The sequence below is a fragment of the Corynebacterium sp. NML130628 genome (assembly GCF_001875665.1).
Lineage (GTDB): Bacteria > Actinomycetota > Actinomycetes > Mycobacteriales > Mycobacteriaceae > Corynebacterium.
The window spans coordinates 24,660-40,669 of the sequence record NZ_MLAL01000016.1; the positions used below are offsets into that span (position 1 = coordinate 24,660).

The 16,010-nt window shown below is 58.8% G+C and carries 16 protein-coding genes and 1 riboswitch; of the genes, 14 read left to right on the forward strand and 2 right to left on the reverse strand.

Annotated elements, in window-relative coordinates:
- The 13 genes from BJP07_RS03080 to BJP07_RS03140 all read left to right on the forward strand — a co-directional run bounded on the left by BJP07_RS03080 (position 1) and on the right by BJP07_RS03140 (position 12,907).
- The gene (locus BJP07_RS03080; protein WP_070362190.1) at positions 1 to 432 is read left to right on the forward strand and encodes a cytochrome c oxidase subunit 4; all 432 of its coding nucleotides are present in this window, start codon (positions 1 to 3) and stop codon (positions 430 to 432) included.
- Between the two features lie 455 nt (positions 433 to 887).
- The gene (locus BJP07_RS03090) at positions 888 to 1,508 is read left to right on the forward strand and encodes a heme-copper oxidase subunit III (RefSeq protein ID WP_177222507.1); all 621 of its coding nucleotides are present in this window, start codon (positions 888 to 890) and stop codon (positions 1,506 to 1,508) included.
- Between the two features lie 80 nt (positions 1,509 to 1,588).
- The gene (locus BJP07_RS03095; RefSeq protein ID WP_071566026.1) at positions 1,589 to 2,437 is read left to right on the forward strand and encodes a cytochrome c; all 849 of its coding nucleotides are present in this window, start codon (positions 1,589 to 1,591) and stop codon (positions 2,435 to 2,437) included.
- Positions 2,434 to 3,654, forward strand: a complete 1,221-nt coding sequence (locus BJP07_RS03100; RefSeq protein WP_071566027.1) for a ubiquinol-cytochrome c reductase iron-sulfur subunit — start codon at positions 2,434 to 2,436, stop codon at positions 3,652 to 3,654. The genes BJP07_RS03095 and BJP07_RS03100 overlap by 4 nt, the downstream gene beginning before the upstream one ends.
- Complete coding sequence (locus BJP07_RS03105) at positions 3,654 to 5,273, forward strand: cytochrome bc complex cytochrome b subunit (protein ID WP_071566028.1); 1,620 nt, start codon at positions 3,654 to 3,656, stop codon at positions 5,271 to 5,273. The genes BJP07_RS03100 and BJP07_RS03105 overlap by 1 nt, the downstream gene beginning before the upstream one ends.
- A 488-nt stretch (positions 5,274 to 5,761) precedes the next feature.
- Positions 5,762 to 5,934: riboswitch (cyclic di-AMP (ydaO/yuaA leader) on the forward strand.
- A gap of 14 nt (positions 5,935 to 5,948) precedes the next feature.
- Positions 5,949 to 6,692 (forward strand): C40 family peptidase, encoded by a 744-nt coding sequence (locus tag BJP07_RS03110; RefSeq protein ID WP_071566029.1) that lies wholly within the window; start codon positions 5,949 to 5,951, stop codon positions 6,690 to 6,692.
- A 125-nt stretch (positions 6,693 to 6,817) separates the two neighbouring features.
- Entirely contained in the window at positions 6,818 to 7,864 is a 1,047-nt protein-coding gene (locus tag BJP07_RS03115; RefSeq protein ID WP_369822309.1) for an NlpC/P60 family protein, read from the forward strand.
- Between the two features lie 4 nt (positions 7,865 to 7,868).
- Positions 7,869 to 9,014 carry a glycosyltransferase family 4 protein gene (locus BJP07_RS03120; RefSeq protein ID WP_071566031.1) on the forward strand — a complete coding sequence of 382 codons (1,146 nt, stop codon included), beginning with the start codon at positions 7,869 to 7,871 and terminating at the stop codon, positions 9,012 to 9,014.
- Positions 9,015 to 9,025: 11 nt separating this feature from the next.
- Positions 9,026 to 9,997, forward strand: a complete 972-nt coding sequence (locus tag BJP07_RS03125; protein ID WP_071566032.1) for an ROK family protein — start codon at positions 9,026 to 9,028, stop codon at positions 9,995 to 9,997.
- Positions 9,990 to 10,730, forward strand: coding sequence for a 1-acyl-sn-glycerol-3-phosphate acyltransferase (locus tag BJP07_RS03130; RefSeq protein WP_071566033.1), 741 nt, complete (start codon positions 9,990 to 9,992; stop codon positions 10,728 to 10,730). The genes BJP07_RS03125 and BJP07_RS03130 overlap by 8 nt, the downstream gene beginning before the upstream one ends.
- A 14-nt stretch (positions 10,731 to 10,744) precedes the next feature.
- Positions 10,745 to 10,921, forward strand: a complete 177-nt coding sequence (locus BJP07_RS11190; RefSeq protein ID WP_177222508.1) for a hypothetical protein — start codon at positions 10,745 to 10,747, stop codon at positions 10,919 to 10,921.
- On the forward strand, positions 10,921 to 11,433 hold the full coding sequence (locus tag BJP07_RS03135) for a polyadenylate-specific 3'-exoribonuclease AS (RefSeq protein ID WP_071566034.1): 513 nt from the start codon (positions 10,921 to 10,923) through the stop codon (positions 11,431 to 11,433). Before BJP07_RS11190 ends, BJP07_RS03135 begins: the two co-directional genes overlap by 1 nt.
- Positions 11,434 to 11,518: 85 nt before the next feature.
- Positions 11,519 to 12,907: a class II 3-deoxy-7-phosphoheptulonate synthase gene (locus tag BJP07_RS03140; protein WP_071566035.1), complete on the forward strand. Its 1,389-nt coding sequence runs from the start codon at positions 11,519 to 11,521 to the stop codon at positions 12,905 to 12,907.
- 26 nt (positions 12,908 to 12,933) lie between these two features.
- Here the strand turns inward: BJP07_RS03140 and BJP07_RS03145 are convergent, their stop codons facing one another.
- Complete coding sequence (locus tag BJP07_RS03145) at positions 12,934 to 14,157, reverse strand: protein kinase (protein ID WP_071566036.1); 1,224 nt, start codon at positions 14,155 to 14,157, stop codon at positions 12,934 to 12,936.
- A gap of 47 nt (positions 14,158 to 14,204) precedes the next feature.
- On the opposite strand from BJP07_RS03145, the gene BJP07_RS03150 reads away from it, so the two are divergent.
- Positions 14,205 to 14,567, forward strand: a complete 363-nt coding sequence (locus tag BJP07_RS03150) for an Rv2175c family DNA-binding protein (RefSeq protein ID WP_369822310.1) — start codon at positions 14,205 to 14,207, stop codon at positions 14,565 to 14,567.
- On the opposite strand, the gene BJP07_RS03155 is transcribed toward BJP07_RS03150, so the two are convergent.
- Positions 14,536 to 16,008, reverse strand: a complete 1,473-nt coding sequence (locus tag BJP07_RS03155; protein WP_071566037.1) for an alpha-(1->6)-mannopyranosyltransferase A — start codon at positions 16,006 to 16,008, stop codon at positions 14,536 to 14,538. The genes BJP07_RS03150 and BJP07_RS03155 overlap by 32 nt on opposite strands.
- Positions 16,009 to 16,010 lie beyond the last annotated feature (2 nt).

Genomic DNA, 16,010 nt, shown 5'->3' on the forward strand with positions numbered 1-16,010 from the left:
ATGGCAACTGGTTCAAAGGTTTTCTATGCGATCGGCACTTTCTTGGCGCTGATGGCAGTCTTCTACATGATCAGCACGGCTTGGATCGGCGAGGATGCGTACCTCTACGGCCTCGAGTGGGTTGGCGGTGTGGGCCTTGTGCTCGCAACTGCACTCTGCTTCATGCTTGCTGTCTATCTGGACATCACCGAGCGTCGCATGGACGTCGTGCCGGAAGACTGGGAAGAGGCGGAAGTTGAAGACGGCGCAGGTGTGCTCGGCTTCTTCTCGCCGAGCTCCATCTGGCCATTTGCAATGTCGGGTGCAGTGATGTTCCTTGGTCTTGGAATTGCATTCTGGCAGCTGTGGCTCGTCGTATTCGGTGCAGTCTTCCTCGTTTGGACGACCACGCAGCTGAATCTGCAGTACGGTATTCCTCGCGAAAAGCACTAAGCGTCGTTCATCTCCCCGCCTTCGGGAGATAGGCGAAGAAGGAGAATCCCCCTTGGCTCCGGTCAAGGGGGATTTTCGCGTTCCTGGGTTCATCCTTTCGGTTGAACACAATCGTTACAGTTGGGGGTCATTCGAAAGTAGGTTAATCGTGGAAATGGGACCCGATACGATGTGAGACCCGCCACTTATGGGAACTTTTGCAGACGTCCGAATTTTTGGGGGATGGGCCTGCAAGCGCAGTTGGAAAATCACGGAAACTGACTTGGAAAAACCTAAGTAAGTTGTGACCTGCATTGATGTAGTCGGAATTGTGGGCGAAAAAGTTCCCGTCTTATCGAAATCTTTTCTCGCAAGAGAAGCCTGTCTGTGAAAGGGCAGGTTAGCGCTACATCTCTGTAAAAGTTTGATGAGGAGAGGAGATGACTTTGACCCGAAAACAGGGGATAATCACATGCGTGACGACCGCAATTTCTAACCAAGGTATGGCGACACCGCAGAATCGTGTCCCGGCGCTGAACCGACCAAACATGGTCAGCGTTGGCACGATCGCGTTCCTCGCCCAAGAGTTGATGTTCTTTGCCGGTTTGTTCGCGATGTACTTCACCTCACGAGCAAACGGTATGACCGCAGGCGACTGGGATAACCAGACGGCGCATTTGAACGTGATGTTCGGCTTGATCATCACGGTCGTACTTGTGTCTTCTTCGGTGACTTCCCAGCTCGGCGTATTCGCAGCAGAAAGGGGTGACGTATTTGGGCTCCGCAAATGGTTCGCTGTAACGATCGCGCTTGGCGTTGTATTCCTCGGCCTCGTGGCATTCGAGTGGGGAGAAATGATCACGCACGGCGTGACCATTCAGGCGAGTGTCTTCGGGTCAGTGTTCTTCATCATCACTGGCTTCCACATGGCGCACGTGACCGCGGGCATTATTGCCTTTGCAGTTGTGCTGCTCCGCGTATCTAAGTCGAAGTTCACTCCGGCACAAGCTACCGCAGCAATGGCGACCTCTTACTACTGGCACTTTGTTGACGTAATTTGGGTCGGCGTCTTCATTACTCTGTATATCGTTCAATAGGTATCTGATACGTCGAGTCACCGTCGTGAAGACGGAAGGCCAATTATCTGTATTAGACACTGACGCTCAAAGGGAACAAGATGGAAAAATCACCTAAGAAAAAGCGCAGCCGGCGCAAGGCGCAGCGCACCTTTGCAGGTGCAGCTGCCCTCACGCTCGGCCTTACGGGTGCGGGTTTCCTCGCATCGGCGCTCGCCCCGAACGCGCAGGTCGCAACTGCGCAAAAAGATGACCAGGCAATGATTCAAGAAGGCAAGGACATTTACGACGTTGCCTGTATCACCTGCCACGGTGCGAACCTCCAGGGTGTTGAAGGCCGCGGCCCGTCCCTGATCGGTACTGGCGAAGGCGCCGTGTACTTCCAGGTCAATTCTGGACGCATGCCGATGATGTCGAACGACGCCCAGGCTGAGCGTAAGCGCCCGCGCTACACCGAATCTCAAGCACTCGCGTTGGCTGCATATGTCGCAGCAAACGGTGGCGGCCCCGAGCTGGTGTACAACCCAGACGGTTCGCTTGCGAAGGAAGAGCTTCGCGGCAAGAACTACGACGGCCAGATTCAGGCCGCGGATGTCGCACGCGGTGGCGAGCTCTTCCGCCTGAACTGTGCGTCCTGCCATAACTTCACCGGTCGCGGTGGCGCACTTTCCTCTGGTAAGTATGCGCCTGAGCTTGACCCTGCAAACGAGCAGGAGATCTACCAGGCGATGCTGACCGGTCCTCAGAACATGCCTAAGTTCTCGGACCGTCAGCTGAGTGCTGACGAGAAGCGCGACATTATTGCTTTCATTAAGTCTTCGAAGGAAACCCCAAGCCCAGGTGGTTACGCCCTTGGTGGCCTTGGACCAGTTTCTGAAGGTATGGCTATGTGGATGATCGGCGTAACGCTCGTTGCCGCCGCAGCTATCTGGATTGGATCGCGCTCATGAGTGAAGCAAAGAAGAATTACACATCCCAAGAGCTGGACCGCATGAACAATGCGGAGCTCGCAGCTCTGGGCACAGAACTTGACGACGTTACTGTTGCTTACCGCAAGGAGCGCTTCCCGGTTGACGGCGACCCTCGAGAGAAGTCGTCTGAGCTCGGTATCAACATTTGGTTGATTATCTCGGTGCTCTGCGGCATCGCGTTCCTCGGCGTTTACCTCTTCTGGCCGTGGGAGCCTCGTTTCCACGGCGATGAGGGCCTGTGGGTATACACGCTCTACACCCCGCTGCTTGGCCTGACCTCGGGCGTTGGTTTCACCGCCTTGGGCATCGCCATCGTGCAGTACGTGAAGAAGTTCATCCCAGAGGAGATTTCCGTACAGCGTCGCCACGATGGTCGCTCGTCCGAGCTGGATCGACGTACGACGACTGCGCTGCTGAACGATGCCTGGGAAACCTCGACTCTTGGTCGTCGTAAGGCAATGAAGGGCCTGTTGGGCACCGCGGGTGTCCTTGCTGGCTTGATGGTTGTCGCGCCACTCGGCGGTATGATCAAAAACCCATGGAAGAAGCGCCACGAGCTGAACTACATGGGTGACGGCACCCTGTGGACACATGGTTGGACCATGCAGGAAAAGGGTGTCAAGGTGTACCTCGGCCGCGATACTGGTGCGATTGCTGAACTCCACGAAGGCGTTGCCGGCTCGCACTACTCGACGGCTGGCGTATCCCGCCTGGTGCGTATGCGTCCAGAGGATCTGGCCGCTGCCTCCATGGAAACTGTCTTCCCGCTCTACCCGGAGGACGTCAACGATGGTGACGTTTACGACCCGGAGCGCGACGTGTACGAGCACCACATGCACTCGTTGCACGGCCCACGCAACGCGGTCATGCTGATCCGTCTTCGCTCTGAAGACGCGAAGCGTGTTGTTGAGCGTGAAGGTCAGGAAGATTTCCACTACGGGGATTACTACGCATACTCCAAGATTTGTACGCACATTGGTTGCCCGACTTCGCTTTACGAAGCGCAGACGAACCGCATCCTTTGTCCGTGCCACCAGTCACAGTTCGACGCTCTGCAGTACGGCAAGCCGATCTTCGGACCGGCAGCTCGCGCTCTGCCGCAGCTTCCTGTGACTGTCGACGAAGACGGTTACCTCATCGCCAACGGAAACTTTATCGAGCCCGTCGGCCCGGCATTCTGGGAGCGTAAATCCTAATGAGTACTAAACTTGCACAAGCCGCGGACAATGTTGACTCGCGGTACTCGGTAGCCGGTTTCCTCCGGCCACAGCTGAATAAAGTCTTCCCGAGCCACTGGTCCTTCATGCTCGGTGAGATGGCGCTGTACAGTTTCATCATCCTGCTGCTGACAGGTATCTACCTCGCCCTGTTCTTCGACCCTTCTATTACGAAGGTGATTTACGACGGCGGGTACCTGCCACTCAATGGTGTTGAGATGTCACGCGCGTACGCCACGGCCCTCAATATTTCCTTTGAGGTTCGAGGTGGACTGTTCGTCCGTCAGATGCACCACTGGGCAGCCCTGATGTTCATGATGGCGATGTTCGCCCACATGATGCGCATCTTCTTCACGGGAGCGTTCCGTCGTCCGCGTGAGGCTAACTGGGTTATCGGTGTCACCCTGATCCTCATCGGCATGGCCGAAGGCTTCATGGGTTACTCCCTGCCTGACGACTTGCTCTCTGGCGTTGGTCTCCGCATTATGTCCGCCATCATCGTGGGCATCCCGATCATCGGTACCTGGATGCACTGGGCAATCTTCGGCGGTGACTTCCCGTCTGACCTGATGCTGGACCGCTTTTACATCCTGCACGTGCTGATTCTGCCGGGCGTCATCCTGGCGCTGATCGCAGCGCACCTGCTGCTTGTCTGGTTCCAGAAGCACACCCAATTCCCAGGCCCAGGCCGTACGGAGAACAACGTTGTGGGTATCCGCATCATGCCGGTGTTCGCTGTCAAGGCAATCGGTTTCATGATGGTTGTCTTCGGCGTCCTCGCTGCGATGGCAGGCCTGACCACGATCAACGGTATTTGGAACATTGGCCCTTACAACCCATCGCAGGTTTCCGCTGGTTCGCAGCCGGACGTCTACATGCTGTGGACTGACGGCGCAGCTCGTGTCATGCCGGCGTGGGAGCTCTACCTTGGCCCGTACACCATCCCGGGCGCCTTCTGGGTCGCCCTCATGTGTGGTGTCATGGTTGTCCTGCTGATCAGCTACCCATTCATCGAAGCAAAGGTGACAGGCGATACAGCGCACCACAACCTGCTGCAGCGTCCACGTGACGTTCCTGTACGCACGGGTCTTGGCGTGATGGCGCTCGTGTTCTTCCTGTTGCTGACCATCTCCGGCGGTAACGACCACGTTGCTCACTTCTTCCAAATCTCGCTGAACGCGATGACTTGGTTTGGTCGCATCGGTCTGATTATTCTGCCTCCGTTCGCATACTGGCTGACGTACCGCATCTGTGTCGGTCTGCAGCGCTCTGACCGTGAGGTGCTGGAGCACGGTATCGAAACCGGCGTTATTAAGAAGCTGCCTAACGGCGCATTCGTTGAGATTCACCAGCCGCTCGGCCCAGTGGACGAGCACGGTCACCCTGTGCCGCTGGAGTACGCGGGTGCACCGGTGCCGAAGCGTCTCAACCAGCTTGGGTTCGCTGACTCCGAAACCATCGGTAAGTTCAAGCCTGCAGAGCTCGGTGTTTCCGAGCGCGTCCGCGACGCGCAGCGCGAGAACCACCACGAAGAGATTGAGACCTTGCGCAAGCTCGAGGAAACAAAGCACCTCGATGATCGCAACGCCTCTGAGTAGGTTCTGATTAATTAGCGGTCGCTAAAGGCGCCCTGGCAAGCTGTACGGAAGTGCGGCCAGCCAGGGCGTTTTTACATGCCGGATGGCAGCCCATCTGTCCCGAATTGGTCTTTTGCGTGCGTGGCTGGTGTAACCCCGTTCTGTTGTATTTGGAGCTTGATCTTCGGCGCATTGGCCACGCATTTCATTCCGTTATAACGACGTTATAAAGCGGGTGTGGGAAACGTCACATAAGTATGTTTTAATGCATTCTTACAGATTTGATTTGCATGACTTGCGGGCAATGGTCGCACGAAAGACGAGGTAGATGGGATAAATCGTGTGGAGGCCGCAAGTTTGGGTGGTTGTGAGTTTCTCGGGAAAGTGGCGGAAAGTTGTGGGTTTAGGAAAATAACGGAATGATAACGGCCGCGTCGCTGGACAAAGATGTTTCCGTTTCGTAACCTAATCGAGACATTGCAGCAACAGCCGTTGAAAGCAAACAGCAAGTACATATAACGCCTAATTCCCACCGTGCCCGATGTGGTGGGTAGCCGGGGACCCAAGCAGGACCTGTTCCTCTGGGGTGAATGTGGGTAAGAGCGGAAATCTCCGTGGAGCTCACAAGGCTGGTTCTCTAGCCCAACCCGTCAGCTAACTCGGTCGGCAAAAGAGAAGATATGGAGTTTTACAATTATGGCTAAGCACCGTCGACAGGCACACAGCACTGCTCGTAACGTCGCAGTAGTGACCGCAGCAGCCGCAGGTGCCTCGCTGCTCTCGCCAATCTCTGCAGAGGCGGCCGAGGTTCGTGTTCCGAACTCGCCGGTAGCTGTTCAGGTGCCGGGTATTGAGAATGTTCCTGGTATTGCCGCAATCCCAGGCATCGAAGCTTGGATTCCATCCCTGGCTGGCCAGCAGTCCAATGCGGACGTCGCGACGGCTATCGCGCAGGTCCGTGCGGTCCCTGGTGTGAACAACGTTCCTTCGTTTGGCGCGTGGCTCGCAAACGTTGAGGCGCAGTTCAAGGCGCCAGTTGCGAAGGCGTACACCGCGAACGTTGCTGCTCCTGCGGTTGCACCTGCCCCGATGGTCTCTGCTGGCCAGCGTCTGGTTGATATTGCTCGCTCCAAAATCGGTTCGGCGTACGTCTACGGCGCTGCGGGCCCGAACGTCTTCGATTGCTCTGGCTTCACCTCCTGGGTTTACGCTCAGGCCGGCAAGTCGATTCCACGCACCTCCCAGGCGCAGGCTACTGCGGGCACCCCGGTGCCTCTCGACCAGCTCCAGCCTGGTGACATTGTTGCGTACTACGGCGGTGCATCCCACGTCGGTATTTACACCGGCAACGGCACCATCATTGATGCACTGAACACGAACGCCCCGGTTGCCGAGCGTCCGCTTCACATGATGCCGGTGCACTCCGCTGTGCGTTTCTAAGCATTGCATTCAGCGTCCGACTAGCGTGGTGGTCGCGGGGTTGGGCGCGAAAATTACAAGATTGTAACTTAAAGCCCCTCTCGCTATATTGGTGATAGTTTTTCTTGCCAGCGAAGGGGCTTCAAGTGGCTAAACACTCTTTACATGCGCGTCATGCAGCAGGCACTCGCACTTGGGGGAGGCGCGCGACGCTGTGTGCATCGATGTCTGTTCTTGTAAGCAGCGGCGCAGTCGTGCCGTCAGCAATGGCTGACGATGTTGAGGATCTGATCAAACAGGTCGATGAGCTCTCGCACGAGGTCACTGCCAAAGTGGAGGAGCTCAAGGGCGTCGAGGACGACATTGCTGCCAAGTCTGAGGAGCTGGAACGTCTGCAGTCCGATGCTGCAGACGCGCGTGCCCAAGTCCAAGCCGCGAGATCGGCGCGCGATGAGCTACAGGGCGAGGTGAACCGCCTCGCTGCGACGAGGTATCGCAATGTGCAGGCGGATTTGGTGCTTTCGACCTTGGATTCGGGCAGCCCGCAGGCAGCGATCGACCGAGCGGTATATCTCGATTCGTTGTCTCGAAAACAGCGCGCCATTCTAGATGAGCACGAGGTCGCTGCTCGAGACGCAGCCACAAAAGCGAGTGGCGCCAACGTAGCGCTGGCGGAGGCGCAGTACCTGCGTAATGATCTTGACTCGAAACGCTCGAAGCTGGAGCGGGAGCGCGAGTCCCTTCAGAGCAAGATCGAGGAGATCGAGGCGCGCGTCGATAGTTTGTCGCCAGAGGCGCGTTCGCTGTGGGAGGGACGTTTGCATCCCGTGGATGCTGGTTCTTTGCCTCCGGTGGGCGACGGTGTCGTGGGCGCGGCCCTCGCACAGGTCGGCAAGCCGTATGGGTGGGGTACCACGGGCCCGTCAGCGTTTGACTGCTCTGGTCTGATGGTGTGGGCGTACGGTCAAAACGGCAAGGCAATTCCGCGTACGTCACAGGCTCAGCTCGCAGGTGGCACCCCGGTAAGCATTGGGGATCTGCAGCCGGGTGACATTGTGGGGTACTACCCCGGCGTGACGCATGTGGGCATGTACATCGGTGACGGCATGGTTGTGCACGCCTCCGATTACGGTATTCCGGTGCAAGTCGTGCCGTTGAATTCGATGCCAGTTCAGGGTGCAGTGCGTTACTAGTTTTATGACTGTTTTACTGGTGACGAATGACTTCCCGCCGACTGTCGGCGGGATTCAGTCGTATTTGCGGGATTATGTGCACGAGATCGTTCGTCGGCGTGGCGCGGAAAGCATCATTGTGTTTGCGTCGATGCAGGACAAGGAAGCCACCTTGGCGTGGGATGCGGAGCAGCCATACACGATTATTCGTTGGCCGTTTTCAGTGATGCTCCCTACACCGGCGGTACGTAGGACGATGCAGCGCATCATAAGGGAGCAACACGTTGATACCGTGTGGTTCGGTGCTGCGGCTCCGTTGGGATTGCTGGGGGCGGCGGCGAAGCGCGCGGGGGCTTCGCGGGTGGTGGCGACTACGCACGGCCACGAGGTCGGGTGGTCGATGATCGGTGTGGGGCGTCGGCTGTTGCGCAGGGTTGGTGATAGCGCGGATGTGGTCACCTACATCTCGGAATATACGCTGGGCCGATTCAGGGAGTCGTTTGGGCCTACGCCTCAGTTCGTTGCGCTGCCTTCTGGCGTATCGACGTCCCGCTATGCGCCAGCGACGCCGCAGGAAAAGCTGGACACGCGGGATGCGTTCCAGATCGGCACCGACGCCTTGTTGATTGTGTGTGCGTCGCGTTTGGTGAAGCGCAAAGGCCAAGACCGCCTGATCCGTGTTCTGACTCAAGTGCGAGAGCAGGTACCTGGCACCCAGCTGCTGATTGTTGGGGAGGGCCCGTATGAGCGTCGCCTACATGAGATGGCGAAGGACGTAGAGGGAGTGAGGTTTACCGGAAGGGTGAGCGACGAAGACTTGTGTCGGATTGTTGCCGCTGCGGACGTGTTCGCGATGCCTGTCCGGACTCGCGGCGGGGGATTAGACGTTGAGGGACTCGGGATCGTTTTCCTTGAGGCCCAGGCGTGTGCGGTGCCCGTGGTCGCCGGTGATTCGGGGGGTGCACCGGAAACTGTGACGGCGGAGAGCGGAGTGGTCGTCGATACGAATGATGGACTGCTTGTTTCGGAGTTGGTGCGTTTGCTGCGCGATCCTCAGTTGCGGGAATCAATGGGGGAGGCGGGACGCCACCATGTGCAACGCAAGTTTTCGTGGGAGGTGTTGGGGGAGAGGTGTGAGAAATTATTATTTTCTCAGCCTCGAGGGGACTAGCATGGTCATGTATGTCTACTGAATCCAAGCTGACGGTCGGTTTTGATATCGGCGGTACGAATACTCGTGCAGCGGTGGTCGATGGCTCGGGGCGTATCGTGTCATCGATTTCCACTGGTACTCCGCAAACTGGGGACGAGCTCATTGAGGTTATCGTTGATATGGTCAGGCAGCTGCAGCAGGAGTACACGGTCGGCGCAGTGGGTTTGGCGATTGCCGGTTTCCTTGATCCGGACTGTGAGATCGTTCGGTTCGCGCCTCACTTGCCTTGGCGTAACGATCAGCCGGTAAGAGCGCAGCTTGAAGAGGCACTAGGTTTGCCGGTCAGGCTCGAGCATGACGCAAACTCGGCCGCGTGGGGAGAGTACCGCTTTGGGGCGGCGAAGGACTCGGATATCTGGGTATTTTTCGCGGTCGGCACAGGTATTGGTGCAACGTTGATGATCGACGGCAAGATTTACCGGGGGTCGTTTGGGACCGCTCCGGAGTTTGGGCACTTGACTGTCGTGCCGGACGGGCGTGTGTGCTCGTGCGGCAAGCAGGGGTGTTTGGAACGCTATGCTTCGGGAACGTCGCTGGTGGACTGCGCGTTGGAGGTTGCGGCTCACGGGGAGTTTAAGAAGTGCGGGTTGTACCGGAAAGTCGTCGATAAGCGGGCGACTGGGCACGATGTGATGGCGGCTGCGCGTGAGGGCGACGAGCTCGGTGTGAAGGCGCTCGCTAGTTTTGCTGAGTGGCTGGGCCGAGGCCTGTCGATTGTGGCGGATGTGCTCGACCCAGGTCTGATTGTCCTTGGTGGCGGTGTCAGTGCGGACGCTGACCTGTTCATCGACGATGCGCAAGATTCGCTGCGGCGTAACATGGTTGGCTCCGGTTATCGTCCCGTCCCGGAGATTTTGTGCGCAGAGCTGGGGCCGCAGGCAGGTATGATCGGTGTCGCAGACTTGGCCCGTGAAGAGCTAGCAGGGAGACAGCGTGCATAACAAGTGGTATTCGGCGTTCAAGGCGGTGCTGGGGCCAGCGTTGCTTGTGTGGAACCGCCCGACGATTGACGGGGCGGAACATGTGCCGGACGAAGGTGGCGTCATTCTTGTCTCGAACCACCAGGCGGTGATGGACTCGTTCTACCTGCCGCTGATGCTGCGTCGGCAGATCACGTTTCCTGCGAAGAGTGAGTACTTTACGCAGCCTGGGTTGAGGGGCAGGTTCAAGAAGTTTTTCTTCACTGCTGTCGGCCAGATCCCCGTGCATCGTGGCGATTCGAAGGCGGGCGCGAACTTGCTGGAGGCTGCGCGTGAGGTGATCGTAGATCGCGGAGACGTGTTTGGTATTTACCCGGAGGGCACCCGCTCGCCAGATGGGCGGATTTACAAAGGACGCACCGGTATGGCGCGCGTCGCAATGGATACGGGAGCGCCTGTGATTTTGGTGGCCATGATTGGTACCCGTGAGGCAAACCCGGTTGGGTTGGTGCTTCCACGCCCAGCGAAGGTCCGCATCAAGCTTAGCGAGCCTATTGACCCGCACGCTTGGGCGTCGGAGCATGGGTTTGACCCGCATTCGCGCGAGGTGGCGCGCCCGTTTACTGACTTTGTGATGCATGAACTGTCTGCATTGTCCGGATTCCCGTACGTGGATGTGTACGCTACGGACGTCAAAAAGCACCTCGAGGAGACGGGGCGCTATCCTGAGGGCGTCGAGCCCGAAGAGGATTAAGTAAGGACGTTTTGATGGACCGGGACCTCGTTATTCGCATCGTGCTTGTGTGTTGCGCGGTCGGGGCGTATCTCATCACGAGTGAACTTGAGATAGCCAGGAACGTGATTTCTCCACTGCTGGTGCTGTTTGCCGCAGCTGTGATGTTTTGGCCACGCAAGCCTGAGGGCCCTGAGGGCGAGGTTCACTAGTGCGTTATTTTTACGACACTGAATTTATCGAAGACGGATCGACCATCGAGCTCGTCTCTATCGGCATCGTTGCTGAGGACGGCCGCGAGTATTACGCGGTTTCCAACGAGTTCGATGCCGCGCGGGCGAATCAGTGGGTGCGCGACAACGTTTTAGACAAATTGCCGAGCGCAGGTCACCCAGCATGGAAGTCGCGGGAGCAGATCCGCAGCGAGGTCTATGATTTCTTGACGACGCCCCGCTCCGCCCCGGAGTTGTGGGCTTGGGTTGGGGCGTATGACCATGTGGTGCTGGCACAACTGTGGGGCGATATGGCCGGGTTGCCAAAGAAACTTCCCCGTTTTACTCGAGAGTTGAAGCAGTATTGGGAAATGGCGGGGCGGCCACGGCTCCCACAGGTGCCGCGAGGCAACCACGACGCGCTGGTCGATGCGCGCCATAATTTGAAGAAGTACCGGGTATGCGCGGAGTATTTGCCCCTTGACCGGCTTGGTCGCGCGTCTATATCGTGAGACGCGCGTTTCACATTTTGAGTCTTCGCAGGTATCGAGGTTGCAAAGTGTGGAATTCGGTGCGGCTTCGTGCTAAACATTAAGTGTGAGTTGGACAGTTGATATCCCCAAAGAAGTTCTCCCCGATTTGCCACCGCTCCCGGGAGACCTTAACGCGCAGTTCCAGGACGCGTTGTCTCGCGATGCGAAGCAGCAGCCAGGCTGGGACCGTCATGAGGCCGAGTACGTGCGGAAGATTCTCGAATCCGTTCCGCCAGTAGTTCTTGCCCCTGAGGTTGAAGAACTGAACAAGAAAATGGCGAAAGTTGCCAATGGTGAGGCGTTCTTGCTTCAGGGGGGTGACTGTGCAGAAACGTTTGAGTCCAACACTGAGCCACACATTCGCGCTAACGTGCGTACGCTGCTGCAGATGGCGGCGGTGCTGACGTACGGTGCGTCGATGCCGGTTATTAAGCTGGGCCGCATCGCGGGCCAGTACGCGAAGCCTCGTTCCTCTGATCTTGATGGTAACGGTTTGCCGAACTACCGCGGCGACATCGTCAACGGCGTGGAGCCGACCACCGAAGCGCGCCGTCATGACCCTGCTCGCATGGTTCGTGCGTATGCGAACGCGTCCGCGGCCATGAACCTGGTCCGCGCGCTTACGGCCTCGGGTACCGCAGATCTGCACAACATCAACACCTGGAACCGAGAGTTCGTGACGAACTCTCCAGCGGGTGCCCGTTATGAGGCGCTCGGTCGCGAAATCTCTCGCTCGCTCGCGTTTATGGACGCCTGTGGCGTGAGTGACGAGCACCTGCGCACCTCCGAAATCTACGCATCACACGAGGCGCTGCTCGTGGATTACGAGCGTGCCATGCTGCGTCTCGCGGAAGACGAACATGGGAAGACACGTCTCTACGACCTCTCGGCGCATCAGCTGTGGATCGGTGAGCGTACCCGCGGTCTTGAGGACTTCCATGTGAACTTCGCCGCGATGATCGATAACCCGATCGGGATTAAGCTGGGGCCGACGACCACTCCGGAAGAGGCCGTGGCCTACGCAGACAAGCTTGACCCGAACTTCGAGCCAGGTCGCCTGACCATGGTGATTCGCATGGGTCACGACAAGATTCGCGAAGTCCTGCCTGGCATTGTCAACGCTGTCGAGACGTCGCGACACAAGGTCATTTGGCAAAGCGACCCGATGCACGGCAACACGTTCACTGCATCGAATGGATACAAGACCAGGCACTTCGACAAGATTCTGGATGAGGTCCAGGGCTTCTTCGAGGTGCACCGCCAGCTGGGCACACACCCAGGTGGCATCCACATCGAGCTGACTGGTGAGGCCGTCACAGAGTGCCTCGGTGGTGCGCAGGATATTACGGATCTCGACCTGCCAGGCCGCTACGAGTCTGCGTGCGACCCTCGTCTGAACACTGAGCAGGCGCTCGAGCTGGCCTTCCTCGTGGCCGAGATGCTGCGCTACTAGCGCAGCGAATCAGCGGGTCGTGGCCGCTACTGCATTGGCAGGAGGATCTGGGGGATTTCTCCGTACATACCGGAGCCCAGCCACCACCCGCCGACCGCAACTAATCCGGTACAGACGGCGCTGAACAGCAGGAACGCTGTCAATCCGAGGCCGGAGCGGTTGCTGACCGGCTTGCGAGGCCGCGTCGGCGGAGCCGGTGCTGGCGCCTGCGGTTGGGGTGCACCCGGGGGACGGGGCGCACGCGGTCGCGGCGCTGGCGAAGGAGGTACCGCGGGTGAGACTGCGGGGGCATCGACACGGGTCTGAGGGGCAGCGTTCGGCGCACTCGGCTGAAGACGGAACTGCGTGGGGTGGGCGGCTGCGCGATTCGCCGCGGAGTGCCTGGGCACAGGGACGGCGTAGGACGGCAGCTCGAGTGCGTCCGCAACGTCGTTGAGAGCAGCGAGGAACTCGGAGGCGTCATGGAAGCGGTCGCGTGGGTCGGTCGCGGTTGCGGTGGCGACGAGCTCGTCGAAAAGCTTGGGTACGCCCCCGATGCGTGAGCTTGGAGCGGGAACGACGTCGTGCAGGCGAGCAAACGCGTGCGCAATGGGGGTGTCGCCGGTGAAAGGTTGCTGTCCGGTGAGCAGCTCAAAAAGTACGATGCCTGCCGAGTACACGTCGGAGGCCTGCGTGATTGGGGAGCCGTCGACCTGCTCGGGGGAGAGATACGCAACCGTGCCGACGATCTGATCTGTCGAGTGCGCGATGTCGGATGCCGCGCGCACCAGGCCGAAGTCTGCAAGCTTGACGCTGTGATCACTGTTGATCAGGATATTGTCGGGTTTGATATCGCGGTGCACCATGCCTTTTTGATGGGCGATTGCGAGTCCTGTGAGCATTGCACGCATCACCTCGGCAGCGGCGTGCGGTGGCATGGGGCCACGCTCGGCGAGCAGCTCGCGCAGCGTTCCGCCGGTGATCAGTTCCATGATTAAGAACACTTGATTTGTGGGCTCGCCTTGGGCAGCGAAGTCGTACACGTTGACAAGGTTGGGGTGGGAAAGCTGTGCCATTGCTCGGGCTTCACGTCGAAACCGTTCACGAAACACGCTGTCGTGCACATAGGACTCGTGCATCACCTTGGCCGCAACCTCTCGCCCCAAACGCGTATCGACGCAGCGGTAGACCGTCGCCATGCCACCGCGAGCGATGGGGCGGTCGATGATGTACCGGTTGTCCAGCATGTCTCCAACTGCGAGCTGTGCCATGCGCTCCAGTATGGCCCAAGGAGCCCTCCACGCGTAAACTGTCGGGCGTGAGTGCTCAACAAACTATTGATTCATTGCTCGAACACGATGAACTGCTGACCTTTCCCGAAGTCGCGGAAACACTCGGCGTTCCAGTCACAAAAATCCATGACTATGTCCACTCCGACAAGCTCCTCACGTATCGCAAGGACGGCGTGAACTACATCCCTGCACTCCTGCTGGCGGACGGCGAGTTATCAAAGTTCATCAGCGGGGCAATCACTGTGCTTGCCGACGGCGGTTTCACCCCTGAAGAATCGCTCCAATACCTGTTCACCCCCGACGAGTCCCTGAACGGTCGGCCGATCGATGCGCTGCACGGCCACGGTGCCCGTGAAGTTATTCGCCGGGCACAGGCGATGGCGTTTTAGTCTGCTGCACCGGCCACACCGCAAGAACAGCGGCGAAGGCTACGAACGGCGCCGCGACGAGGAACCAAGCGTCATAGAAGCGGTGGTTGCCACTGCCAGTAAACGCCAACACGATGATCACGCTGGCCCCCACCGCGATCTGCCGGACCCACCGCGGAGCGCGGAACGTTCCCACGAGCCCGAGAATCGACGCGTAGTACCAGGGCAGCGTGACCGCGTTGGTGACAAAGGCGACGACGTACGCGGCGGTCGTGCCCTGCACAGCCCGAACATCGTTTGCCGCTCCCGGCTTGGGGCGGAACCACCACCACACGACCGCCAGACCTAGCAGCATCAGGAGCGACGAGGCTGTGCGCACGACACCGAGGAGGTTGTTGTAGTAGAAGTGGTCGTCGAAAAGTTGGAAACCTGGAGTGAGGAGCTCCGTAACAAGCGTTGGGCCTGCCAGCGGGTTGATGACCTTTGAGTTGCCCGAGATTTCTGCAAGCCAGCCCCACGACGCTCCCGATACTGCGGTAACCACGTATAGCACCCCGAGCGTCAGCGCGAGCGACCATGTAGCGGAGACAATGAACACACCGCACTTTTTTGCGAACGATGCCGATGCACCAGCGAAATGGGCAACCATCAGCCACACTATGAATGGCATCGCGACAGCCGCCGTGGCCTTCAGCGACACCGCGACTGCCACCACGCCGATCGCGCAGCTGAACGTAGCAACGCTTGACGGTTGGCGCAGGGCCCACAGGATTCCCACGCTGACCAGGCCCACCATGACCGCCTCGTTGTGCATCCCGCCAACCATGTGCAGCATCATCAGCGGGTTCGTTGCATCGATCCAGAGCGCAAAGGCGCTATCGCCTCCGAGGCGCTGCGCAATTTTCGGGATCGTGACGATGGTGAGCGTGAATCCCGCCAGCGCCAGCAAACGATAAGCGACAATGCCGGCGCCCACGCTGTCGCCGGTCACCAGCGTGATCAGCTTGCCCAGTCCCAGGTGGAGTGGGCCGTATGGGGTAGTGGTATTTCTCCAGTCATGGGAGACTTCCCACAGCAGAGGGCCGGGGTTTACGGCCGCGCCCTCTGAGTAGGGGTCGAAACCGTCGCGAAGCATGGCGCCCTGCATGAGGTAGGAGTACACGTCGCGTGAGAGCATTGGTGCGCTCAGCGCTAGTGGAGCAGTCCACAGCCAGGTGGCCCGCCGCACAGTGTCGAGGGTAGGGCGTGCACGCCACAGCCACAGCCAGGCGAGCAACAGCAAAGCGATACCCACGGTCATCGTGATGTCCATCAGGGCGCGTCCATGCCCGTACGTCAGGTTGTCGACTCCCAACATGCGCATCACGCCACCCCTGTTGCGCGTAGCGCCTGCCCCAAAGGAACCAAGGGCAACCATGATGCTTGCCAGCAGTCCGAGTTGCGTCGGCGAAAGTGACTTCATCG

Coding starts and splice junctions, on each gene's coding strand:
- BJP07_RS03120 (WP_071566031.1), top strand. CDS start 7,869: ATGACTGTTTTACTGGTGACGAATGACTTCCCGCCGACTGTCGGCGGG.
- BJP07_RS03125 (WP_071566032.1), top strand. CDS start 9,026: ATGTCTACTGAATCCAAGCTGACGGTCGGTTTTGATATCGGCGGTACG.
- BJP07_RS03155 (WP_071566037.1), bottom strand. CDS start 16,008: ATGAAGTCACTTTCGCCGACGCAACTCGGACTGCTGGCAAGCATCATG.
- BJP07_RS03145 (WP_071566036.1), bottom strand. CDS start 14,157: ATGGCACAGCTCGCAGTTGGAGACATGCTGGACAACCGGTACATCATC.
- BJP07_RS03110 (WP_071566029.1), top strand. CDS start 5,949: ATGGCTAAGCACCGTCGACAGGCACACAGCACTGCTCGTAACGTCGCA.
- BJP07_RS03105 (WP_071566028.1), top strand. CDS start 3,654: ATGAGTACTAAACTTGCACAAGCCGCGGACAATGTTGACTCGCGGTAC.
- BJP07_RS11190 (WP_177222508.1), top strand. CDS start 10,745: ATGGACCGGGACCTCGTTATTCGCATCGTGCTTGTGTGTTGCGCGGTC.
- BJP07_RS03100 (WP_071566027.1), top strand. CDS start 2,434: ATGAGTGAAGCAAAGAAGAATTACACATCCCAAGAGCTGGACCGCATG.
- BJP07_RS03080 (WP_070362190.1), top strand. CDS start 1: ATGGCAACTGGTTCAAAGGTTTTCTATGCGATCGGCACTTTCTTGGCG.
- BJP07_RS03095 (WP_071566026.1), top strand. CDS start 1,589: ATGGAAAAATCACCTAAGAAAAAGCGCAGCCGGCGCAAGGCGCAGCGC.